This window comes from Ochrobactrum teleogrylli (genome assembly GCF_037482325.1).
In the GTDB taxonomy this organism is placed as follows: Bacteria; Pseudomonadota; Alphaproteobacteria; order Rhizobiales; family Rhizobiaceae; genus Brucella; species Brucella teleogrylli.
In genome coordinates this window covers 482,337-505,603 of sequence record NZ_JBBHKQ010000001.1, presented here as the reverse complement: position 1 = coordinate 505,603, position 23,267 = coordinate 482,337, and the positions used below count along the sequence as shown (strand labels likewise).

The following is a 23,267-nucleotide window of genomic DNA, read 5'->3' as shown; positions in this document are numbered from 1 at the left end:
ACAAGTCGACGAGAACTTCGCATATATATCTCCCGATTTTAAATAAAATTATTTCAGATTTCGTTCCTTATTTTATTGAGAATATTTTCATTCCAAATATTTAATTTTGCAATATTTCTGCAATAATATAAGGAATATGACAGTGTGGTCATTTTAATATCTGTTTTACAACGCCTATTAGTTGCCTTTGTTTTATTGATACCTATTTTGAAATTCCAGCCGGACACATCGTTTCTTCGCAGTTCTAAACCGGGCAATAAAAAACGGGGCCGAAGCCCCGTTTTCATCGTCTGTATTGCAAAATATCGGTTGTGTCAGCTTGCCGAACCGAAACGTTCCTCGCTGAGCGCGGCCGCCATCAGCGCCTTGGTATAGTCTTCGCGAGGATGATCGAAGATTTGTTCGGTGTCGCCTTGTTCAACGATCCTGCCATTGCGCATCACGATCACATAATCCGACACGGCGCGAACCACGGCCATATCATGGCTGATGAATAGATAGGAAAGGCCGTGCTCCTTTTGCAGATCACGCAGCAGTGCCACAATCTGCTTCTGCACCGAGCGGTCGAGCGCGCTTGTCGGCTCGTCCAGAACGATGACGCGCGGTTTCAGGATCATGGTGCGGGCAATGGCGATACGCTGGCGCTGTCCGCCTGAAAATTCATGCGGGTAGCGATTGCGCATGGCGGGGTCCAGCCCGACCTCTTTCAGCGCTTCCTGCGCCCAACGGTCACGCTCCCTGGCTGAAAGCTGTGGCTCGTGGATCAGCAGCCCTTCGGTGATGATGCGCCCTACCGTCATGCGCGGGCTGAGCGAACCAAACGGGTCCTGAAAAACCAGTTGCAGTTCCCGGCGTTTCGGGCGCATGGCTTGCGGGTCGCGCGGCAACTCCTTGCCGAGGTAGGCAATGCGGCCTTCGGAATCGAGAAGCCGGAGGATAGCACGGCCGAGCGTGGATTTGCCCGAACCGGACTCGCCAACGATGCCAATGGTCTGACCTTCCTTGAGCGTGAGCGAGACATTGTTCACCGCAGTCATGAAATTGGCAGCGCCGAGCCAAGGTTTGTGGATCAGGAAGTTCACCTTGACATTATCGGCGCGGACCAAGACAGGCGCTTCATCCGGCGGTGGCAGCTTTTCGCCTTCCGGTTCGGCATCGAGCAACATCCGGGTGTAAGCGTGCTGCGGCGCGGTAAAAAGCGCCTCCGTTTGGTTGGTCTCGACCACCTCGCCGGAGCGCATCACATAAACCCGGTCGGCAAAACGGCGCACGATGCCGAGGTCATGGGTGATGAACACAACCGCCATGCCAAGGCGCTGTTGCAGATCGGCCAGAAGGTCCAGTATCTGCGCCTGAATGGTGACATCGAGCGCCGTGGTCGGCTCATCGGCAATCAGAATATCGGGCTCGTTGGCGAGTGCCATGGCGATCATCACGCGCTGACGCTGGCCACCGGACAGTTCGTACGGATAGCTGTCGATGCGGCGTTCCGGCTCCGGAATGCCAACGAGTTTCAGCAGTTCCAGAATGCGCGGGCGCGCCTGTTTCTTGCTCATGCCGCGGTGATAGCGCAACGGTTCGGCAAGCTGGTCGCCAATGCGATAGAGCGGATCGAGCGACGTCATCGGCTCCTGAAAGATCATGGTGATCTTGGCGCCGCGAATGGTGTTCAGCGCCTTGTCGGACATGCCGATCAGGTCCTGACCGCGATAGAGCGCCTGTCCTGTTGCCTTGCCGTTGCGCGCCAACAGCCCCATCAGCGCCATTGTTGTCTGGCTTTTGCCGGAACCCGATTCCCCCACAATGGCTACCGTTTCCCCGGCCTTGACGTCGAGGTCGATACCACGCACTGCCGGAACCGGGCCATCATGGGTGTCGAAGGTCACGCGAAGATCGCGAACGCTCAGAATGGTTTCCTTCGTCATCTCAGCGGTCCTTCGGGTCAAGACTGTCACGCAGGCCGTCGCCCAAAAAGTTCAGCGCAAACAGGATGATGGTCAATGTTGCGGCGGGCCAGATCAATTGCCAGCTTGCACCGCTGACGTTATTTGAGCCCTCCGCGATGAGAAGACCAAGCGAGGTGAGGGGGTCTTGCACACCAAGGCCGAGGAACGAGAGCAGGCTTTCCAGCAGGATCGCTTTCGGCACAAGCAATGTGACGAAGACGATCACCGGGCCGAGCGCGTTTGGAATGATATGCCGCGTGATGACCCCGCGCCGTGTTGCGCCGAGCGCTTCCGCCGCCTGCACGAATTCCTGCCGCTTGAGGCTTAATGTCTGACCGCGCACGATGCGTGCCATATCCAGCCATTCCGTCGCGCCGATGGCAATGAAGATGATGAAGATTGAGCGCCCGAAGAAGACGAGCATCAGGATCACAAAGAAGATAAACGGCAGCGAATAAAGGATATCGACAACACGCATCATGACATTGTCGATGCGCCCGCCGAGATAGCCGGAAATCGCACCGAAGGAGACGCCCAGCACCAGCGACATGGCCGAGGCCAGCAGGCCGATGGCCAGCGACATGCGCACGCCGATGAAGATGCGCGTCATCAGATCGCGACCGAGATTATCCGTGCCAAGCAGGAAATAATTGCGGCTTACGTTGAGCGTCAGCTTGCCGCTCAGGCCGTCGGCGGCCAGTTCCACCTTCGGATTGCTGAACAGATCGGAGCGCTGGAAATAACGCAGAACACGGTCGTCGGTTGGGCGTTGCGCCGTAAAGTCGACAATGATGTTGTTGCCGGTCAGTTCCGGTTCGGCGGAGGCCTTCAATCGCGCACGGGCGAGTTCGCGTTCAAGGCCGGGCAGGATCGTATCCGCGCGCGGATAGGCTTCGAGGCTTGGCGCAACACGCACGAACTGCGGATAAATCTTGTCATAAGGATGCGGGCTCAGCATCGGCCCGAAAATGCCCGCAAGAGCCAAAACGGCAAGCACGATAGCGCTGGCGACGGCGGCCTTGTTCTTACGCAGGCGCAGCCATGCATCCTGCCAGAGCGAGCGGCTTGGCATGCTCAATTCGGCGGTTTCCGTTGGTACGGTCAGATCAGTCATAGCGAACCCTCGGATCAAGCCATGCATAGAGAAGATCGACAATCAGATTGAACACCACGACGAAGATCGAGATCACCACAACCGTTCCCATGACGAGCGTGTAATCACGGCTGAGCGCGCCCTGCACGAAATAGCGTCCGATGCCCGGAATGCCGAAAATCGTCTCGACCACAACCGAACCTGTGAGGAGGGCGGCGGCAGTCGGCCCAAGATAGGAAACGGCGGGCAGCATGGCAGCACGCAAAGCATGAACGCCAACCACAACACGGGTCGGCAAGCCATAGGCGCGGGCGGTGCGCACATGATTGGCGCGCAACGCTTCAATGGTTGCGCCACGCACCAGACGGGCAATAACCCCCACTTGCGGCAGAGCAAGCGTCAGCACCGGCAATATCCAGTAGGTGACATTGGCCGATGACCAACCGCCTGCCGGAACCCAGCCCAGAATGACGCCGAAGAGCAGGCTGAGAAGGGGGGCTACAACAAAATTGGGCGTTGTGATGCCGAAGGTCGCCAGAGCCACCACGAAATAATCGACGGCGGAATTCTGCTTCAGCGCGGCAAGCGTGCCGAGAAAAGTGCCGATGATCGCCGCCAGCGTCAGGCCCAAAGTGCCAAGCATGATCGACACCGGCAAACCTGACGCGAACAGGTCATTCACGGAAAAATCGCGCCGCGTAAAGCTCGGGCCGAGATCGCCCTGCAAGAGATTACCAAGATAAATCAGATACTGCTGCCAGAGCGGCGCGTCCATATTATAGGCGCGCTTGAGGTTTTCGAGGATCAGCGGATCAATCGGGCGCTCAAGGTCGAATGGGCCGCCCGGCGCGAGCCGGATCAGAAAAAATGTCAGCGTGACGATAATGAAGACCGTGGGTATCGCACTACCCAATCGTCGGAGCGTATAGCCCAGCATGTCGTTGTCCCTTCTTTGCCGGATGGTCAAAACCTGTCCGGCAAATCCCACTAAGGGCTTTAGATTATTGTTTTTCTGGTATTTTCTCTGCTTTCGCCCATCGTAAGGCGAAAACGGAAACGCTGGCGGGAGAGGGGGTATCTCGTCCCTTTTCCGTCAAAAAATAGGGCCGCGCCACCAAGCGCAGCCCTGTCTGAAATTACTGTTTGAGGGAAAGCCAGCGGGTCTTGTGGCTATCCATAAGATTGTCGTTCCATCCGGCGACCTTGTCAGAAACGAGCGCGCGCGACGAGTAATAGAGGATCGGAATATTGCCCACTTCATCAAGCTGGATTTTTTCGGCTTCGCCCAGCACCTTGGCGCGTTCACCGAGATCGGTCGTCTTTTCCGCCTTGGCCATCAGCGCGTCATAGTCGGCGTTCTTCCACTTGGAATAGTTGAAGCTGACATTGCCCTGGCTGATGAACAGGAAGTTCTGCGGGTCGTTGTAATCGCCGATCCAGCCAGCACGTGCGATATCAAACGGGCCGTCATCGCGCATGAAATTGAAATAAGTTGCGCCTTCGGTCTCGTTCAGTGAGGCCTTCACGCCGATATTGCCCAGCATGTCGGCAATGGCCGCCATGGTGTTCTTGTTGTTTTCGGAGGTGTTGTAAAGCAGCTCGATGGAAAGCGTATTCGGCTCTACGCCTGCTTCTTTCAGAAGCTCCTTGGCCTTGTCCTCACGCTCCAGCATATCGTCGGAATAATCGAGCTTTGGCGCGTCTTTCAGGTAATTGGCGATACCGGGCGGCACCATGGAATAGCCGGGCAGCATCGTTCCCTGCCAGACCTGATCGGCCAGAAATTCACGGTCGATGGCCAGCGAGATCGCCTGACGCACTTTGACGTCCTTCAGCTTGCTGTCCGCCGATTTGCCTTTGACCGGAAGATAATAGACGCCGAGATAAGGCGCCATGCGGAATTCCTTGGCGAGATTTTTCTTCACATAATCCATCTGCTCGGCGGGAACGTCGGAACAGATTTGCACTTCCTTGGCCTCGAAGCGGCGCATACAGCTGGCGCGGTCTTCAAAGGGAATCCAGTTCACCGTATCGATCTTCACCTGATCGGCTTCATAATAATACGGGTTCTTCTTCATGACGATCTTGTCGTTCGGCGTGAAGCTCTCAAGCATATAGGCGCCGTTGGTCACCATCTTGCCGGGCGTGGTGAACTTATCGCCATTGGCCTCAACGCTTTTCTGATTCAGCGGAAAGCCGGTTTGGTGTGTCAGAAGCTCGAGAAAATACGGAGCAGGGGCGTTCAACGTGATCTTCAGCGTATGGTCGTCGAGAGCTTCAACGCCAAGCTGGTCGACAGGCTTTTTACCGCCTGCAATATCTTCTGCGTTCTTGATGACAAACAGCATGCTGGCATAACCGGCAGCTGTCTTCGGGTCCATCAGACGACGGAACGTGAACTGAAAATCACCTGCGGTGACCGGATCGCCATTCGACCATTTCGCATTGTCACGCAGATGGAAGGTGTAGACCGTGCCGTCTTCGGAAACATCCCAGGACTTGGCGACGCCGGGAATTGCCTTGCCGTCAGCATCCTGAATGGTCAGACCGTCATAGAGATCGCGCAGCACGTTACCCTCGGCAACACTGGAGGTGCGGTGATGGTCGAGAGTGGCCGGATCTGTGTCATTACCGCGATTGAGTACGGTTTCGGCAGATGCCGCACCTGCCAGCGCCAGAAGACATACGCCTGTCAGTAGAAATTTCCGATACATTTAAGAACCCCTCTTTTGAAATTTATGAAATGTCCTGCATCTTATGGATAAGCGAACCACATGCAAGCGAACTTAGCAACACATTGAATTAATACAAATAATCAAAAAATTGGGAGCGATTTTTGTGGGCGAAAACGGGTACGGAAAAACGAGTTTCCGTACAATTTTGCCGCTCTGTTTTACATCAGATTTTGGCAAAAATCTCCGTAATTTCTAGGGTTTGAGGCTTCCGTTTGTCAGCTGAAGGGACAGAAATTCAAACTCGATTCGGATGAATTTTCACTCGGGGGTTGGCTGGGGATAACGTTCAACCGCAAGGCTGCAACTGGATTGTCTGGGTGAAGCCGTAGGCCGGACGACAAGCCAGAATGCTTGCATTTCGAAAATTACTGTCCCCAAAAATAATGCACGGTTGGGTTTTGCTCATGTGCCGCAAACTTAAGGATACGTAAGTTCCATAACATAGGTTATGTGATCGACATATATAACAGCAATATACAGATGCGACAGATGGGCAAGATAGAGATGCGACATTTTTAGGTCGCGTGCCCTGTTCAGATCGAACGAGGAAAGGAAGACTGGGCGGCTCTTCACACGTATCCGTTTAGAGAGTTGCCATGTCTTGTTTGATTACGATGTCGCAGAAAGAACTCAATAGATTGGAAGTCATTCAGAAGATTCGAGATCGTCGTCTGACGGTTATCCAGGCGACTGCATTGCTGGATCTCAGCCGCAGCCAGATCCATCGTCTTTTACAGGCTTACGACAAGCTTGGGCATTCGGGTCTGATGTCGGGACGACGCGGACGCCCGAGCAATCGTCGTTACAGCGAGGATTTCCGGAATGCGGTGCTTGATTTGATCCGGGCTTATTATCGGGATTTTGGGCCGACACTGGCCTGTGAGAAGCTTGTCGAACGCCACCAGCTTTCGGTCAGCAAGGAGACGCTGCGGCAATGGATGACGGCGGCGGGTTTGTGGACGTTACGGCGCGAACGCAAGCGACAACTGCATCAGCCGCGCGGTCGGCGTGATTGCTTTGGTGAGCTGGTACAGATCGATGGTTCGCATCATTGGTGGTTTGAGGAGCGGGGTCCCAAATGCGCCCTCCTCGTTTATATTGACGATGCCACGGGCAAGCTCCTGCATTTGCGCTTCGCTGGATCAGAGAACACGTTTGATTATTTTCATGCGACGAAGGCCTACCTGCAGCAATGGGGCAAGCCGCTGGCCTTTTACAGTGACAAGCATGGTGTGTTTCGCACGACCCATGGTTCGCAGCAGGATCGCACGAGCGGTCTGACCCAGTTTGGCCGGGCGCTTTATGAACTCAACATCGACATTATCTGCGCCAATACCCCGCAGGCCAAAGGCCGTGTCGAGCGGGCAAACAGAACTTTGCAGGATCGTTTGGTCAAGGAATTGCGACTGCGCGGCATTGATACGATCGAAGCAGCCAATGCTTATGCGCCGGAATATATTGCAGACTTCAATGCTCGTTTTGGCAAGGAGCCGCGCAATCCTAAGGATATGCATCGACCGCTGGCCGCGCATGAGAACATCGATGGTGCGATGTGCCGGAAGGAAGTACGGACACTGTCGCAAACACTGACACTGCGTTACGACAAGGTGCTGTTCATCCTGGAGCCGACGGAGTTTGCAAAGCGGCTGGCTCGACAAAAGGTGATTGTCTGCGACTATCCGGATGGCCGTCTGGAGATCATGTATGGTACGGACACCCTGCCCTACAGAACATTCGACAAGCTTCGTTCTGTTCATCGCTCGCCTGTTGTCGAGAACAAGCGACTGGATGACATGCTTTCGATTGTGGCCGAGATGCAGGCAGGCCGGGAACTGCAACGCAGCCAGAGCGGTCCCCGTCGCACAGGTCAGACGAACCATTTGTTTGGCGTGCCTGATGGCAGTGTCGGGAACGGGTATCAGAAGCGCGAGCGCAAATCGCGCGCCGCTTACATGAACGATCCTGACGTTATCGCGCGCCGGGAGAAGGCACTGATGAGGCGGACAGCAGCCGAATAATGATCGTCAATGCACCTCAATGTCGCTTTGGGTATCCGATTCCAGCTGCAGGCAAGCTGCCCAGAGCGGCGAAGAAGCTTCAGCTGGCGGGTGATGTCGTGCATGACCCAAAGCGACGGAATGATTGTTACTAAGAAAGCTAAAGCCGAAGGGCACCTATCGACCCGCCCCCATTCCTCGCTTGCAACCCTGACCAGCCTCTCGGAATGGGGGCTGAACGTCAGCACCTGTCGCATCTCTATCTTGCTGGAGATAGCGCATCCCTAACTTGCCAAAACAACATATATAACAGGGGGTGGGTTCTAGCTTGAAGTGCGACTGACCTACGATGGCCATACCGATCTGACCTGCGATATGGGCCTGACACCAACGGCATATCGTTCCCTTCGAAACGCGAGAAACCATCAGTGCTCGTACCCTCACTCACTTCGCCGCGCCGAGATATTTGGCCCTCAGCTTTGCGATCTCCTCGCTTTCATGCAGGCTGATGATGGCTACGCTGGCTGGTTGGACGAGTTCGCTGTGACGCGGAAATGCAAATCCGTATTTGTCCGGGCTGAATGCACCGCCGACAAGATCGAGCGGCTGATCGGTATGCTGATGCATATAATATTCCAGCACGGGACCGTCTGCGACGATTGCCGCTATCTCGTCATTGACGAGCGCGGTAACGGCTTCCGGCAAATGATCGAACGTAACCGTGGCGATGGACCGGGATTTCAGAAACTGTTCTGCAACGCTGCCAGTTCGCACACCAACGGATTTTCTCTGCAGGTCGCTCAGGTTCGATATCCTGTTGTCGATATGCGCCACGGTCATCACGCTAGTGATCGATGATGTGACATAGGCGATAATGGCGATGCCGAAGACCATCCAGAAGGTTTGCCAGATACGCCCAATCCAGCCGAACAGATTTTTGCGTGAGGTTTTGCCGGAAGTGGCAATCGAAACCACATGATGGAAGCTCTCCGCCAGCCCTTCCCGCCACCGTTTCGGAAAGCTTTCATCAAAACGCCTGTCGAACAGCGTCAGAAGCACCGTCGCCGCAAGGAGAATGCCCAAAATCCAGACATAGGTGGTCAGATGGCCAGCGCGGCCGAGGTGTCCGACAAGGTCATCCCAGCCGGTTCCGGCCTGGGTGTGCACCATGATACGCAGACCAGCATCGAACCATGGATAGGTAAAATCGGCGATCTCAGCCCGGCTTTCGGTGATGGTCAGATTGGTAACGGCTGCATCGACTTTGCCCTCGGAAACGGCCCTCATCAACGCGCCGTAGTTTTGAAATTCCACATAATGCGATGCAATATTCAGGCGTTCAGCGATGTTCTGCCAGATGTCGATCGCCATGCCGGAGTAACTATTGCCCTCATTGTTGACGAAAGGTTCGCTGACATAAACGCCAACTTGCACAGGCTTTGGGGCTTGTGTCGGCCCCTGCGCATAAGCAGTTCCGCAAATCGTCACCAGGGACGCAATGAAAGAAAGAATATATATAATTCTATAATATAAATTACGTAATAATAATAAATTCATATCCGCCACCCCATTATCAATTTAATATGATGGATCGCAATCTATATTGCAAATTTATTTGTATTATTATCAAATCAATATAAGTAATATCTAATTATATTAAGATTATGATCACGAAAAACCGGTTCAGCCCGGCGCTTAAAACGCGACTGGCCGGGCGTTTCATCTCATCTGTGATTGACAAATTCGGCGGTTGATTAAAATCATTCCCTTACTGCTTGCAGCATGAGAATGACTGAAAAGTGTATGGAGCCTCGAACGATCTAAGACCAAAGCAGCATGTATTCGTGTACATGTTGTATGACCCGACGCGGGTTCCAGCGCTCGCGTTCCTGACCGGCATTTGCGGTCATGGCGCATATTGAACGGGCATTCCCGGCCCGCTGGCTGGATGGGATAGAAGGTAGAGTTATAGATGTTGGAAGCACGTATTCGAAACGCTTCGCTGCGAGAAAAGATCATCACGCCGGAGCAGGCGGCCAGCCTCATTAAGGATGGCATGATCGTCGGCATGAGCGGCTTTACCCGCGCCGGTGACGCCAAGGCAGTTCCGGTTGCCATGGCAGCGCGTGCGGCAACCGATCCTTTTCAGATCACGCTGATTACCGGTGCTTCGCTTGGACATGACGTCGACAAGATCCTGACCGAAGCCCATGTGCTTGCGCGTCGTATGCCGTTTCAGGTCGACCGTACCCTGCGTTCCGCGATCAATCGCGGTGAGGTCATGTTCATCGACCAGCATCTGTCTGAGACGGTCGAGCAGTTGCGTTCCAACCAGATCGGTCCGATCGATTATGCTGTTGTCGAGGCGCTGGCGATCACCGAAAGCGGTGGCATCATTCCGACCACGTCGGTCGGCAATTCGGCAAGCTTTGCCATCCTGGCTGAGAAGGTGATCGTCGAGGTCAATCTCAATCAGCCTATGGCGCTTGAAGGCCTGCACGACATCTATATTCCGACGAAGCGCCCTACCCGCGACCCCATCCCGGTCACGGCCTGCGACAGCCGCGTCGGCCTGCCCTATATTCCGATTCCGGTCGAGAAAATTGCCGGTATCGTCATTACGCAGGAAAACGACAGCGCCTCGACGGTCGAACCTGCCGACAGCGAAACCGTTGCCATTGCCACCCACCTGATCAATTTTCTTAAGCAGGAAGTGGAGCATGGCCGTCTCGATCTGACACTGAACCCGCTTCAGGCCGGCATTGGCACCATTGCAAACGCTGTGCTCAACGGTTTTGCCGATAGCCCTTTCCACAATCTGCGTATGTATAGCGAAGTGCTGCAGGACAGCACCTTCGAGCTTTTCGATGCTGGAAAGCTGGACTACGCCTCCGGTGCATCGATCACGCTCAGCCCCGCCGTCGGCGAGCGCGTCTTCAACAATATCGACCGCTATCGCGACAAGCTGATCCTGCGCCCGCAGGAAATCAGCAACCACCCGGAAGTCATTCGCCGCCTCGGCATTATCGGCATCAACACCGCGCTTGAGTTCGATATTTATGGCAATGTGAATTCCACCCATGTCGATGGCACACATATGATGAACGGTATTGGCGGCTCGGGCGATTTTGCGCGCAATGCTTATATCTCGATCTTCGTCAGCAAGTCCGAAGCCAAGAATGGCGCCATTTCATCCATCGTTCCGATGGTCACCCATGTGGACCATACGGAACATGACGTCGATATTCTGGTGACCGAACAGGGCCTTGCCGATTTGCGCGGCCTCGCCCCGCGTGAGCGCGCCCGTGTGATCATCCACAATTGCGCGCATCCGGATTATCGCGACCAGCTCAATGATTATTTCGAGCGCGCCTGCGCGCGTGGCGGCCACACGCCACACCTTCTGGAGGAAGCTTTCAGCTGGCACACACGCCGTCGCGAAAGCGGCACCATGAAGCAGGGATAATATTCTTCTGCGGGTGGCGGGAGTTCAAATCCAGCCACCCTTCGCCCTTCCCGCTCGCAGTTCCAGCGGAACTTTCTCCACGTCGAAACGTTATCCGGCATATCGTTTTCCAACGGGAAACGAGAATGCTGCGAAAGGACTTGGGCTCTTGCACCAGCCTTTTCGCTTAACGTTCAGTCTGACGTTCTGGAGGAGCGGCGGTCAGACGGTAAGAACAATGCGCCGTTCCAGTAAGGGTCAGAACAGCTATGTCCATCCTCATCGGCCTTCTGATAACAATTCTTGTTATCTTCCTCGTGCTTTATCTCATCAACATGCTGCCACTGGATGCGAAGGTGAAACAGATCGCTCAAGTTATCGTGATCATCATCGGCATCATCTCGCTGCTGAAATACCTCGCTGTCTTCTGACGACCACCGCCTTACCGGTTCACAACCGGAAATCTCCAAACGTTATGCACTGCCCGGATAAGACGAGTTCTTTCGAAGCGTCCTTGCCATCTGTACGCCTCGGAAGGCTCGTCTTCGTCGCTTGAGCATGGTTCGAAAAGCACGAAGCTGTTTCGGATAAGATGTGCGCAAAAGCCAAAGATTATAGGGATTACGGTGATTCAACTTTCGCTGAAACTGCTCCGGGCGGTTGTTTCCGTCCCTTGCTTATGTTAGCCATTTCAAAGCGAATATATCCTTCGAAAATCCCGATACCTCCCCCGCTCTTGTTGTCTTTTTGCTTGCCCGCACGAGGACAACTAAAACCTTAAATTGTGTCTTTCGGGGTACGCTTCTTGGAAAAGTTGCATCCGGGCTTTTTGGTATCTTTTCCTTACGAGCAGTTGCTCTTATAAGCCGTTCAATCAATTGCTCCCTTAACGTAAGGTTTCGAGTGGCAAACAGATAATCCTGATCCGGGGACGGGGAGTAAGGAAATGAAGGCAGCTTTATGGAAAGCAGGAGTGATAACCCTTTCTGTCGTGCTGTTTTCTGTCACGCTGACCTGGACTGCTGCCGCCCTGTCTGGTGAAAGACCTGGGATTGTGGCGCTGGCGCTCAGCTCTGGAATTCCCTTTGCCACGGCTTTTCCGTCACTCGCTTATATTTTCCGGCAGCATAACAGGCTGAAAGACGCCTATACCCAGCTTGAGAGAGCGCATGTTGAATTGCAGGCGCGCGCGCGTCGATCACATGACGGGATTGCTCAATCGCGAAGCGCTTTTCGACGCCATGAAAGTCAGCCGGTCGCGTATTGAAACAGGTGTACTGATGGTGATCGATGCCGACCACTTCAAAGCCATCAACGATACGTTCGGCCACAGCGCCGGCGACCGTGCTTTAAAGCTGATTGCTTTTGCCCTGCAAAACGTGACGCGTAAAGGCGATCTGGTCGGGCGCATCGGCGGCGAGGAATTCTGCGTCTTCCTGCCGGGCGCCAGCAGCGAAACCGGCGTGCGCGTAGCGCAGCGCATCCGCACGGAAGTGGAAGGTACGCCCTTTCACTCGACCGAATATCAGGTCTATCCGCTGACGATCAGCATCGGCGTGGCTTCCGCTCCAAAAACCGAAACCAATTCGCAAGTGATGAGCCGCGCCGACCGCTGCCTGTATATGGCCAAGCAACGCGGACGCAATTGCGTGGTGCTGGATGAAGAAAGCGCTCGACTGGCGAGCGCTTCAGTTGTCTCTATCAACAGTGGTCGCGAAATAGCGCGCAGCTGATATTCGGTGAGCTATTCAACCCAAGGGATAACTTCTTCCTCCGACCAGCCGACCGGAACAAAACCCATCTTCTGATAGAGCTGCAAAGCGCGCGGGCTGTCGAGCGTATTGGTATGGATCGCAATTTTCTGCGGCCCGTGCGCCCAGGCCGCCGAGATTGCTTCACTGAGAAAGAACTTGCCAAGCCCCCGCCCCTGAAAATCGGGCATCAGGCCAAAATAGAGGATTTCTGCCGTTTCCGGCATGGCTGTCAGATCGAGTTCCACAAAACCGGCTGGATTGCCATCGGCATAAAGCACGTGAATTTCACTCGTATCGGCGTGGATAATGTCGGCCACTTCCGCATCGCTCTGCACGCGGCGCATCATCCAGTGATGCTGCCGCCCCACCTGCTCGTAAAGATAGCGATAGAAATGCACCGGCATGCCGCTCGCCCGCATGATGGCGAGCCGCAAACCAGAGGGAACCGGCACGGAAATCGCCGGTCGCGACTGCATTTCCAGATGCGTAATGCGGGCTTTCAGCTTTTCGACCATGATCAGTCGGCTTCGCCCGTCACTACCGGGGTATCCTGCCTGCTACCCCATTCGCTCCAGGAACCGTCATAAAGCCGGTTATCCTTATGGCCGAGCGAGGCCAGCGCCAGCATGATGACCGCCGCCGTGACACCAGAGCCGCAGCTTGTGACGACAGGCTTGGTGAGATCGACGCCAGCCTTGTCGAAAATTGCGCGCAGACTATCCAGATCCTTCAGCTCGCCGTTCTCCGACAGCGTACCGACTGGAACATTACGTGCGCCCGGCATATGACCGGAGCGCATGCCCGCGCGCGGTTCGGCGTCGCGACCGGTAAAACGTCCGGCAGCGCGCGCATCGGCAATCTGAGTACGGCGTTCATCGACGAGTTCCCGCATTTCGGCAAAATCGACGACGCCAGCCGGATCGAAAGCAGGCGTGAACAGCGTCGCCGCAATCTTCGTCGGTTCGTCGGTCACGGGATATCCTGCTGCCTTCCAGCCATCGAAACCGCCATCGAGAACGAAGACGTTTTTAACGCCCATGATGCGGAACATCCACCAGACACGCGGTGCTGCAAACATGCCGGGCCCATCATAGACCACCACGGTTTCATCTGCCATGATGCCCATGGCGCCGACATGCTGCGCGAAGAGTTCGGGCGATGGCAAAGTGTGCGGCAGGCCAGAATCCTTGTCGGCGATCACGTCCTGATCGAAGAACACTGCGCCCGGAATATGCGCCCCATGATACTCTTCAAGGCCATTGCGTCCCGCCGCAGGCAGATACCAGGATGCATCCACAATGGCGATGCCCGGCTTTTCCAGCCGCTCCTTCAACCAGTCACGTGAAACGACAAATGCGCTTTTCTCAGCCATAGTCAAAACTCCTGTATGCTCACGCGTCCGGCAAAGCACCGAAGCGGATACGAAAACGGCGGTTTTCCTTGCCCTTTTTCTCGATCTTGCCGATATGGATTTCGCCCACTTCCTGCGTTTCGGACACATGGGTGCCGCCGCATGGCTGGGAATCCACCGCGCCATTTTCACCAATGGCGACAAGCCGGATGCGTCCGAGCCCGACAGGCGGGCGGACATTCTTCGATTTCACAATATCAGGATTGGCGAGAAATTCTTCATCGCTGATCCAGTTGATCGAAACCGGATCGTTGGCCTTGACCAGTTCCATGATCTTTTCGGTCACGAATTCCTTCGTGTAGGTCGGATCGGGCAGATCGAAATCGACACGGCTTTCATCCTCGCCCACCGCAGCACCGGTGATCGGAAACGGACAGGCGACTGACAACAGATGGCAGGCAGTGTGCATGCGCATCAGCTTATAGCGGCGCGGCCAGTCGATATGCAGGACGAGTGTTTCACCGACTGTCGGCACGGCCTGACCTTCGCCGGGCACGTGGACGATTTCATTCTTGTTTTCGCCGGTAACGGTCGCGGTAATCTCGATCCGCGATCCATCGGCGCGCTCGAAAAAGCCGATATCCCCCGGCTGTCCGCCGGAGGTCGCATAGAAATTCGTCTGGTCGAGAATAATGCCGCCGGTGTCGGTAATGGCGAGAACCTTGCCCTCCGCCGTTGAAAGATAGGAATCTTCACGGAAAAGCGCATCGGTCTCATAGGCCATTGTTTTATTCCTCGAACGGTATGTCTATCTCGGTTTTCGTTTCCAGCCAGCCCGGCACCGGCAGGTTCTTGCCGCGCAGGAAGGATGGATTGAACATTTTCGACTGGTAACGATTACCATAGTCGCAAAGCACCGTCACAATTGTGTGGCCCGGACCGAGATCTTTTGCAAGCCGGATCGCACCGGCGATGTTGATGCCAGAAGAACCGCCAAGGCAAAGCCCCTCATTCTCCACGAGATCGAACACAACGTCGAGCGCGTCGGCATCCGCAACGCGATAGGAGAAATCAGGTGTGAACCCTTCCAGATTGGCCGTGATACGCCCCTGCCCGATGCCTTCGGTGATCGAATCGCCCTCGGCTTTCAATTCGCCGGTCGTGTAATAGGAGTAAAGTGCCGCGCCATAAGGATCGGCGAGCGCGATCTTGATGTCGCGATTGTGTTCCTTCAAACCAAAGGCCGTCCCGACAAGCGTACCGCCCGATCCGACCGCCGCCACGAAACCGTCGACCTTGCCATTGGTATCGCGCCAGATCTCCGGCGCAGTGGTCTCGATATGCGCCTGACGATTGATTGGATTATCGAACTGGTTGGCCCAGATCGCGCCATTCGGTTCGGTTTTGGCGAGCTGTTCGGCCAGCCGCCCCGACAGTCGTACATAATTGTTGGGATTGCGATAAGGCGCTGCCGGAACTTCGATGAGTTCCGCTCCGAGCAGACGCAGCGCATCCTTCTTTTCCTGGCTCTGCGTTTCCGGAATGACGATGACCGTGCGATAGCCGAGCGCCTTGGCAACGAGCGTCAGGCCAATGCCGGTATTGCCTGCCGTGCCCTCAACAATGACACCGCCGGGGCGAAGCAGGCCGCGCTTTTCGGCGTCACGGATAATGTAAAGCGCCGCGCGGTCCTTGACCGACTGTCCCGGATTGAGGAATTCAGCCTTGCCGTAAATCTCGCAACCGGTGATTTCGGAAGCCTTCTTGAGACGAATCAATGGCGTGTTACCGATTGCGTCTAGAACCGATTGGAGCATAGCTTCCATCCTTCATCTTGGGCCGAATTGTTTGCCCGGAAAGTATGAGGAACTGCCCTGCCCTTCAAGGAAGGATGGAATAATTTTCCACACCAACTGGCAAACTCAATCCACAAAAGGCCATCCCAAAAGAAAAAGCCGCCCGAAATGGGCGGCTTTTGTAAAAGATGTTCCGAAAGACGGTTACGCAGCGCGCTGACCACCGCCGCCATTGCCTGTGCGGCGCTTGCGGCGGAATGGGCGCTTTGCCTTCGGTGCAGCTTCGCCAGTCGCATTGGCATGACCACCTGCGGAAGCGTGGTTGCCCCCACGATGTTCGCCCGGCTTCTGCGCTGGGCGACGATGCTGCTGCGGCGACGGGCCCTTGCGGTGCTGCGTCTTCTGCGGTTTGTCTTCGCCCACAATCGAAATGCGCGGCGCTGCCGTTGGCGCCGGAGCAAGCTTGACCGGAGCCTCCTTGATCGGAAGCTTGGTGCGGGTCACACGTTCTACTGCACGCAGCTTCGAATCCTCGGTCGCCTGATCGTACAGGGTGATCGAAGCGCCGCTTGCGCCATTGCGCCCGGTGCGACCGATACGATGCACGTAAGTTTCCGGCTCGTCAGGAAGGTCGTAGTTGACGACATGGCTGATGCCGGGAACATCAATACCGCGCGCGGCGATGTCGGTCGCAACCAGAATGCGTAATGTGCCATCGCGGAAACCGTTCAGCGCGCGCTGGCGGGCATTCTGCGACTTGTTGCCGTGAATGGCCGCAACGTCGAACTTGTCGCGCTCAAGGTGGCGCACAACCGCATCCGCACCATGCTTGGTGCGGGTGAAGACGATGACCGAGCGCATGTTCTTGTCGGCCAGCAGAGCCGACAGAAGACGGCGCTTTTCCTTGGTCGGCACAGGATGCACAACCTGGGTGATTTCGGCAGCCGTCGTGCCCTGCGGCGCAACTTCCACACGAACCGGATCACGAAGCAGGCTACCCGCAAGCGCCGCGATTTCCTTCGGCATGGTTGCCGAAAAAAGCGCGGTCTGGCGGTCGGCATGAGTTGCCTTGGCAATACGCTTCACATCGTTGATGAAGCCCATATCGAGCATGCGATCGGCTTCATCGAGCACCAGCCAGCGGGTCTGCGAAAGGTCAACCAGACCTTCGCGCATCAGATCCGTCAGACGGCCCGGCGTTGCGATCAGCACGTCAATGCCGGGCGCGATACGCTTGATCTGCGTCAGCTTCGATACGCCACCGAGCACGAGCGCAGTCGAGATATGCGCACTCTTGGAAACATTGCGGATCGTCTGTTCAATCTGGACGGCCAGCTCGCGGGTCGGTGCGAGGACAAGCGCACGCGCCGTCTTCGGGCGGCGCTTATCGCCCAGACCGATGATCTTTTGCAGGATCGGCAGGCTGAAAGCCGCGGTCTTGCCCGAGCCGGTCTGCGCAATGCCGAGAATGTCCTTGCCTTCCAGCTGCGGCGGGATGGCCTGCGTCTGGATCGGCTTCGGTTCGGTCATGCCAGCAGCTTCGACACCTTTAAGCAAAACGCCGGTGACGCCAAGAGCGGCAAAGCCGCTCGTATTTTCATTTGTCAATTCAATCTCTTTCGGCGGCACCGCACATCTGCGATCCGCTTTCAATGCCGGGAAAGCGCAACTTGCCCGAGCCAAATCTGTTTTTATGATAACGACGGGACGCCGGGAAAACCCCTGGCGACTTGCGCAGCCGTGCCCGAGCAAATCTCAGGTCCCCTCCGTTTCCAGACCATTCCGGAAGACAAAGGTGTGACGCAACAAGTCCAATGCCGGGAAAGCCGACAACTAACGTCGGCCCATGCGCCTGCCGCCCATATGGGGTGGTTTGAGCAAAAAAGCAAATGATTTCGTTTTCGCGTCTGATCCAAAAGCCATCATGCCGGTCTGCAAATGGCAATTTCTGCGCTTCCGGTGCTCACGTACGTTCAAGTACGCTGCGCTCCGGTTCTCGAAATCACCATTTTCGCCATGGCCTGTCGCCTTTTTGATTCAGACGCTTAGCTCCGGTTCAAATGATGAAATCAGCTAGAACCTGATTATCCGTAATGTCCTGATAAGCCCAACCGGCTTCACCGAATTTCTTTTCCAGGAGCTTGAAATTCGCGGCATCCTTCGTTTCGATGCCGATCAGCACCGAGCCGAAATTGCGCGCCGATTTCTTCAGATATTCGAAGCGGGCAATATCATCTTCCGGCCCCAGCAGATCGAGGAACGAGCGCAATGCGCCCGGACGCTGCGGGAAGCGGAAAATGAAGTATTTCTTCAAACCTTCAAAGCGAAGCGCCCTTTCGCGCACATCCGGCAGGCGTTCGAAATCAAAATTCCCGCCCGAAACGACAATCACGATGCGCTTGCCCTTGATTTCGCTTTTCTTGAAATCCTTCAGCGCGTCTATGCCCAAAGCGCCCGCTGGCTCCAGCACCACGCCCTCAATATTGAGCATTTCAATGATGGTCGCGCAGAGACGGTTTTCCGGAACCGTTATGACAGACTTTGCGTCGAAGCCTTTGAGAAGCTTGAAGTTTTCTTTGCCGATCTCGGCAACCGCCGCCCCGTCAACAAAATTATCGACATGGGCAAGCTTGATGCGCTTGCCGGCCTCAAGGCTGCCTTTCAGGCTTGCGGCGCCCTTCGGTTCGACAAAGCGAAACGCGGTTTTCCAGCCGAGATCGGAAATATACTGCGTCACGCCACCGGAAAGCCCGCCGCCGCCCACCGGCAGCAGAACCAGATCGGGCTTTTTGCCCTCCGGTAGCTGCCTTTCGATTTCCAAAGCGACGGTTGCCTGTCCTTCCACGATACCCGGATGGTCGAATGGCGGCACCATGACACCGTTGTTGCTGGCCGCAAATTCCTGCGAAGCGGCATAACAAACGTCGAAAATATCGCCGACCAGCTTGATTTCAATGAATTCAGCACCGAAAGCGCGGGTCTTGTCGATTTTCTGCTGCGGCGTGGTCACCGGCATGAAAACAACACCCTTGCGACCGAAATGGCGGCAAACGAAAGCGAAACCCTGCGCGTGATTGCCTGCCGAAGCGCAGACGAACACCGCGTTCTCATCAGTCGTTTTCACTGCCTTGGAAATGAAATTGAAAGCGCCACGAATCTTGTAGGAGCGCACCGGCGTCAGATCTTCGCGCTTCAACCAAATCTCCGCACCATATTTGCGGGAGAGATAATCGTTGAGCTGCAATTGTGTCTCGGGGAAAAGCGCACGCATTGCCTTTTCGGCCTGAGCCACGGATTTGACGAAGGCGGTCATACTTAAACTTTCTTCATTCCTACTCGATAGGGCTTATCGCTATACGGGTTTGCCCATGCAAACAAGGATGAAGCTATAAGCTTGGATGCAACTGCAATAATTAAAGCGATGGCGTCTCTTTTCTATTTTAGAACATGCAGATATTCGGAAATTCGCTGTTATTGCTGACAAGCTTTCTGTCTTGAAATCATCGCGCAAATCATGACATAGAAATCCAGTCGCTGCGGTCGTGGCGAAATTGGTATACGCAACGGACTTAAAATCCGTCGCCTTTTAGGCTTGCGGGTTCAAGTCCCGCCGACCGCACCACAATTTTTCATACGCAAAAGCCGCCGTGTTTTCTCGGCGGCTTTTGTTTTAATCAGATATCTCAGCCGTGCAGCTTGGCGGTGATTTCTGCAACACGCTTGCCCTGAAAACGCGCGCCTTCCAGTTCCTGTTCGGATGGTTGGCGCGAGCCGTCGCCATCTGCCGTCGTCGTCATGCCATAGGGCGCCCCGCCGCGCACGACATCATTGCCCATCTGCCCCTGATAGGCATAGGAAAGCGGCACGATGATCATGCCATGATGCTGCAACTGCCACTGCGCCGAAATCAGCGCGAGTTCCGCGCCGCCATGTTGCGTCGCCGTTGAAACCATCACCGAGCCAACCTTGTTGAGCAGCGCGCCCTTTGCCCACAGACCACCGGTCTGATCGAGAAAATTCTTCATCTGCGAGGCCATCATGCCATAGCGGGTCGCCGTGCCCAATATAATGGCGTCATATTCGACCAGATCGTTCGGCGATGCGATGGGTGCGTCCTGATCGACCTTGTAATGCGAGGCCTTGGCGACTTCGAGCGGCACCAGTTCGGGCACCCGCTTGATCGTGACCTCTGCGCCGCCTTCGCGCGCACCTTCTGCCGCAGCCTTGGCCATCTGCTCCATATGTCCATAGGACGAATAGTACAGCACCAGAACCTTTACCATCTGACGTCTCCGTTTTCGATTTTACGGAACCCCTTTTCCGCATTCACTCAACTAGAGAGCATTTTCATTTTGGAAAGGTGGACCAAGGGAGGAACATTTTGCCTTTTGCGAAAACCGGTTGCGGCTGGGTGCGGCTGAGGCTTAACTGTCGCCAGATTGAAATGGAGTCTGGGTATGACCGACACTTCGCAGCAGGCCGTCAGGGCTGCAATGCTCGCCATTGGCGACGAACTTCTTTCCGGGCGCACCAAGGATAAGAATATCGGGCATCTCGCCGATCTGCTGACGGCTGCGGGCATTGACCTCAAGGAAGTGCGGATCGTGCCGGACGAGGAAGACGCCATCGTTGCCGCCCTCAATGCCCTGCGTTCGAACTATGATTATGTCTTTACGTCTGGCGGCATCGGCCCCACCCATGACGACATCACCGCCGACGCTGTATCGAAAGCCTTTGGCGTGCCCTGCATCTATGATGAAAAAGCCATGAAGCTTCTCGGCGACAATTATGCGCGGCGGGGTCTGGAATTCACCGATTCCCGCAAGCGCATGGCCCGCATGCCAGAGGGTTCGGAACATATCGACAATCCGGTTTCTGCTGCACCGGGCTTTCATATCGGCAATGTTTATGTGATGGCGGGCGTGCCGTCCGTGTTTCAGGCCATGCTCGACAATGTTCTCCCTACGCTGCGGACCGGGCGCAAGCTGTTGTCGCGCGCGGTGCATTGCCCGTTCGGCGAAGGCGTCATCGGCGCGCCACTGGCCGAAATCCAGAAGCAGAACCCTGATACGATCATCGGTTCCTATCCGAAATTCGAAGGCGGGCGCTTCAGCACCGAACTCGTGGTGCGCGGCAGCGATCCGCAAAAGATTGATGCGGCAGTTGTCGAAATTGAAGCCATGATTGCCGGGCTGGTGGCTTCTGGCGCAAGCTGACAACTCTTTATGCCTTGCAACCTTTTGCCTACGCAACGCGTTGCTTTCTATGCTAAAATGGAAACACAGCTGGAAGGAGATCGGTCATGACCTACAAAACGGTGGTTGCCTATTCCCGGAGCGAGGCTGAACTGAAGCGGGTTCTGTCCGCCGTCGCGCTTTTGATGCGAAAAGTGCCCGACCTTCATGTCATCGGCCTCTATTCCATCCCCTCTCCCATCGTCTATGCCGATCCCAACGGCTTTATCGATCCAGGCATGTTCGAGCTGCACGACAAGCAGCACAAGGAACTCTCCGAGCGGCTGAAACACGTCTTTGAAGAAGAAATGCGCCGTCAGGATGCGCATTTCGAATTTCGTATCACCCGCTCGGAAACCGGCACCGCCGCTGATGGCGTGTTGACCTCCTGTCTCGGCGCGGAATTGCTGGTCGCGGGCCAGCCGGACCCCGATGATCCGGCTACCAATGACGAAACCGCCGACACGATTGTCTTCAATGCGAGCTGCCCTGTGCTGCTCGTGCCCTACGCACCCGTCTTGCCGCAATTGTCCCTTGACCGGATCGTCGTTGCCTTCAACGGCAAAAGAGAGGCCGCGCGCGCCGCTTTCGATGCGCTGCCCTTGATGAAACAGGCTGGACGGACGGAAATCGTCTGGGTCGATCCGCCGGAAGCCGAGGGCGAGGACGAAGCGCTCGCCGGAACCGAATTGGCCGAATCCATCGCCCGCCATGGCATTGAGGTCAACGTGACGCCGCTCGCCTCGCATGGGCGCTATGCGCAGGATGCGCTGCGGGAGCACATCGTTGCGGAACGTGCCGATCTGCTCGTCATGGGCGCCTATAGCCATTCGCGCCTGCGCGAGCTTGTTTTCGGTGGAGTGACGCGATCCATGCTGAATGACCTCCCCGTCCTGACACTGTTTTCTCGGTGACATGTCCGCTCATTCAGAGCGGGCAATTATCCCCAATTGGTGGCAATGAACGCCTTCAAGCCATAACAGACTTGCAAGATCGGTGTTTTTGCGGTTATCAGCACTACCCGGCGCTGACTGTGCCGGGTTGAAGAAACCTTTTCATAGTATTGCAGCCCCTATTATGGTGGGCGCAGATGGCGAAAGCGAAGGTCTACACAGTTCAGCGCGCTTGACGGTGGTCATCGCGCATTTTTGGTTTAGCCAGTCTGTGGCCACAGCCCACGGACTGTTCGATGGAGCGTTTCGATGTCCTTGCCCGATAAAGCCTTTCCCGTATCCTGGGATCAGTTCCATCGCGATGCCCGCGCGCTTGCCTGGCGCATTTCCGGCATGGGGCACGATTGGCGTGCGATCGTCGCCATTACGCGCGGCGGTCTGGTGCCTGCGGCCATTATCTGCCGTGAACTCGGCATCCGCCTGATTGAAACCGTCTGCATTGCCTCCTATCACGACTACACGTCGCAGGGCGAAATGCAAATTCTGAAGGGTATCGGCGACCAGCTTCTGGAAAATGGCGGTGAAGGCGTGATCGTCGTCGACGACCTCACCGATACCGGCAAGACGGCCGCAATCGTGCGCGAGATGATGCCGAAGGCGCATTTTGCAACGGTTTATGCCAAGCCGAAAGGCCGTCCGCTGGTCGATACATTCGTGACCGAGGTATCGCAGGACACTTGGATCTATTTCCCGTGGGATATGGGCTACACCTATCTGGAACCGATTGCAGGCGACAAGCGCGGATAGTTTTCGCTTAGCGCGCGCCCCGAAAAGTGTGAAACGGATTTCGGACATAAGGCGCGTTATGACAAACTGTTAGAGTGCCGATCTGATCCAATCAGATTGAAACGCGCTCTAACGCCCGATAGTAAATTCTAAATGCCAGCCTTACCGGCTGGCATTTTTTATTGTCCGTCACTGTTATCGCCCCAAGACCATTCAGAATGGAGGGATTTCTCAAAA

The 23,267-nt window shown here is 55.6% G+C and carries 18 protein-coding genes, 1 tRNA gene and 1 pseudogene; 8 read left to right on the top strand and 12 right to left on the bottom strand.

Features of this window, described 5'->3' with window-relative positions; all coding sequences use genetic code 11:
• Positions 1-314: 314 nt before the first annotated feature.
• The 4 genes from WIX40_RS02515 to WIX40_RS02500 form a co-directional block, all read right to left on the bottom strand.
• Complete coding sequence (locus WIX40_RS02515; RefSeq protein WP_339438216.1) at positions 315-1,925, bottom strand: ABC transporter ATP-binding protein; 1,611 nt, start codon at positions 1,923-1,925, stop codon at positions 315-317.
• Position 1,926: 1 nt separating this feature from the next.
• The gene (locus WIX40_RS02510) at positions 1,927-3,060 is read right to left on the bottom strand and encodes an ABC transporter permease (RefSeq protein WP_339438214.1); all 1,134 of its coding nucleotides are present in this window, start codon (positions 3,058-3,060) and stop codon (positions 1,927-1,929) included.
• Positions 3,053-3,976, bottom strand: coding sequence for an ABC transporter permease (locus tag WIX40_RS02505; protein WP_109367385.1), 924 nt, complete (start codon positions 3,974-3,976; stop codon positions 3,053-3,055). The genes WIX40_RS02510 and WIX40_RS02505 overlap by 8 nt, the downstream gene beginning before the upstream one ends.
• Before the next feature lie 199 nt (positions 3,977-4,175).
• Positions 4,176-5,753: a peptide ABC transporter substrate-binding protein gene (locus tag WIX40_RS02500; protein WP_140023782.1), complete on the bottom strand. Its 1,578-nt coding sequence runs from the start codon at positions 5,751-5,753 to the stop codon at positions 4,176-4,178.
• Between the two features lie 617 nt (positions 5,754-6,370).
• Between WIX40_RS02500 and WIX40_RS02495 the strand changes: the two genes are divergently transcribed.
• Positions 6,371-7,792 carry an ISNCY family transposase gene (locus WIX40_RS02495; RefSeq protein ID WP_339438206.1) on the top strand — a complete coding sequence of 474 codons (1,422 nt, stop codon included), beginning with the start codon at positions 6,371-6,373 and terminating at the stop codon, positions 7,790-7,792.
• Between the two features lie 423 nt (positions 7,793-8,215).
• Here the strand turns inward: WIX40_RS02495 and WIX40_RS02490 are convergent, their stop codons facing one another.
• The gene (locus tag WIX40_RS02490; protein WP_339438204.1) at positions 8,216-9,259 is read right to left on the bottom strand and encodes a transporter substrate-binding domain-containing protein; all 1,044 of its coding nucleotides are present in this window, start codon (positions 9,257-9,259) and stop codon (positions 8,216-8,218) included.
• 484 nt (positions 9,260-9,743) lie between these two features.
• On the opposite strand from WIX40_RS02490, the gene scpC reads away from it, so the two are divergent.
• The 3 genes and pseudogenes from scpC (at position 9,744) to WIX40_RS02475 (ending at position 12,949) form a co-directional block, all read left to right on the top strand.
• Entirely contained in the window at positions 9,744-11,237 is a 1,494-nt protein-coding gene (scpC, locus tag WIX40_RS02485; RefSeq protein WP_109369090.1) for a succinyl-CoA:acetate CoA-transferase ScpC, read from the top strand.
• A gap of 248 nt (positions 11,238-11,485) precedes the next feature.
• Positions 11,486-11,647, top strand: coding sequence for a Thivi_2564 family membrane protein (locus tag WIX40_RS02480; protein WP_167836030.1), 162 nt, complete (start codon positions 11,486-11,488; stop codon positions 11,645-11,647).
• A gap of 515 nt (positions 11,648-12,162) precedes the next feature.
• Positions 12,163-12,949 (top strand): annotated as a pseudogene (locus WIX40_RS02475) (GGDEF domain-containing protein).
• A gap of 11 nt (positions 12,950-12,960) precedes the next feature.
• Here WIX40_RS02475 and WIX40_RS02470 read toward each other — a convergent pair.
• From WIX40_RS02470 to ilvA, 6 genes are all read right to left on the bottom strand, one after another.
• The gene (locus WIX40_RS02470; protein ID WP_109369092.1) at positions 12,961-13,485 is read right to left on the bottom strand and encodes a GNAT family N-acetyltransferase; all 525 of its coding nucleotides are present in this window, start codon (positions 13,483-13,485) and stop codon (positions 12,961-12,963) included.
• A 2-nt stretch (positions 13,486-13,487) separates the two neighbouring features.
• Positions 13,488-14,342 (bottom strand): 3-mercaptopyruvate sulfurtransferase, encoded by an 855-nt coding sequence (gene sseA, locus WIX40_RS02465; RefSeq protein ID WP_109369093.1) that lies wholly within the window; start codon positions 14,340-14,342, stop codon positions 13,488-13,490.
• Positions 14,343-14,361: 19 nt separating this feature from the next.
• Positions 14,362-15,105: an alanyl-tRNA editing protein gene (locus tag WIX40_RS02460; RefSeq protein WP_109369094.1), complete on the bottom strand. Its 744-nt coding sequence runs from the start codon at positions 15,103-15,105 to the stop codon at positions 14,362-14,364.
• Between the two features lie 4 nt (positions 15,106-15,109).
• Positions 15,110-16,138, bottom strand: a complete 1,029-nt coding sequence (locus WIX40_RS02455; RefSeq protein WP_109370236.1) for a cysteine synthase A — start codon at positions 16,136-16,138, stop codon at positions 15,110-15,112.
• A gap of 183 nt (positions 16,139-16,321) precedes the next feature.
• Entirely contained in the window at positions 16,322-17,725 is a 1,404-nt protein-coding gene (locus WIX40_RS02450; protein ID WP_371830783.1) for a DEAD/DEAH box helicase, read from the bottom strand.
• 448 nt (positions 17,726-18,173) lie between these two features.
• A complete protein-coding gene (gene ilvA, locus WIX40_RS02445; RefSeq protein WP_109369096.1) occupies positions 18,174-19,430 on the bottom strand; it encodes a threonine ammonia-lyase IlvA in 1,257 nt (418 codons plus the stop codon).
• Between the two features lie 223 nt (positions 19,431-19,653).
• On the opposite strand from ilvA, the gene WIX40_RS02440 reads away from it, so the two are divergent.
• Positions 19,654-19,739 (top strand) — tRNA-Leu (locus WIX40_RS02440).
• Between the two features lie 61 nt (positions 19,740-19,800).
• On the opposite strand, the gene wrbA is transcribed toward WIX40_RS02440, so the two are convergent.
• A complete protein-coding gene (gene wrbA, locus WIX40_RS02435; protein WP_109369097.1) occupies positions 19,801-20,400 on the bottom strand; it encodes an NAD(P)H:quinone oxidoreductase type IV in 600 nt (199 codons plus the stop codon).
• Between the two features lie 174 nt (positions 20,401-20,574).
• Between wrbA and WIX40_RS02430 the strand changes: the two genes are divergently transcribed.
• The 3 genes from WIX40_RS02430 to gpt all read left to right on the top strand — a co-directional run bounded on the left by WIX40_RS02430 (position 20,575) and on the right by gpt (position 23,051).
• Complete coding sequence (locus tag WIX40_RS02430) at positions 20,575-21,333, top strand: competence/damage-inducible protein A (RefSeq protein WP_109369098.1); 759 nt, start codon at positions 20,575-20,577, stop codon at positions 21,331-21,333.
• Between the two features lie 86 nt (positions 21,334-21,419).
• Positions 21,420-22,265: a universal stress protein gene (locus tag WIX40_RS02425; protein WP_109369099.1), complete on the top strand. Its 846-nt coding sequence runs from the start codon at positions 21,420-21,422 to the stop codon at positions 22,263-22,265.
• A gap of 288 nt (positions 22,266-22,553) precedes the next feature.
• Positions 22,554-23,051: a xanthine phosphoribosyltransferase gene (gene gpt, locus WIX40_RS02420; protein ID WP_109369100.1), complete on the top strand. Its 498-nt coding sequence runs from the start codon at positions 22,554-22,556 to the stop codon at positions 23,049-23,051.
• Positions 23,052-23,267 lie beyond the last annotated feature (216 nt).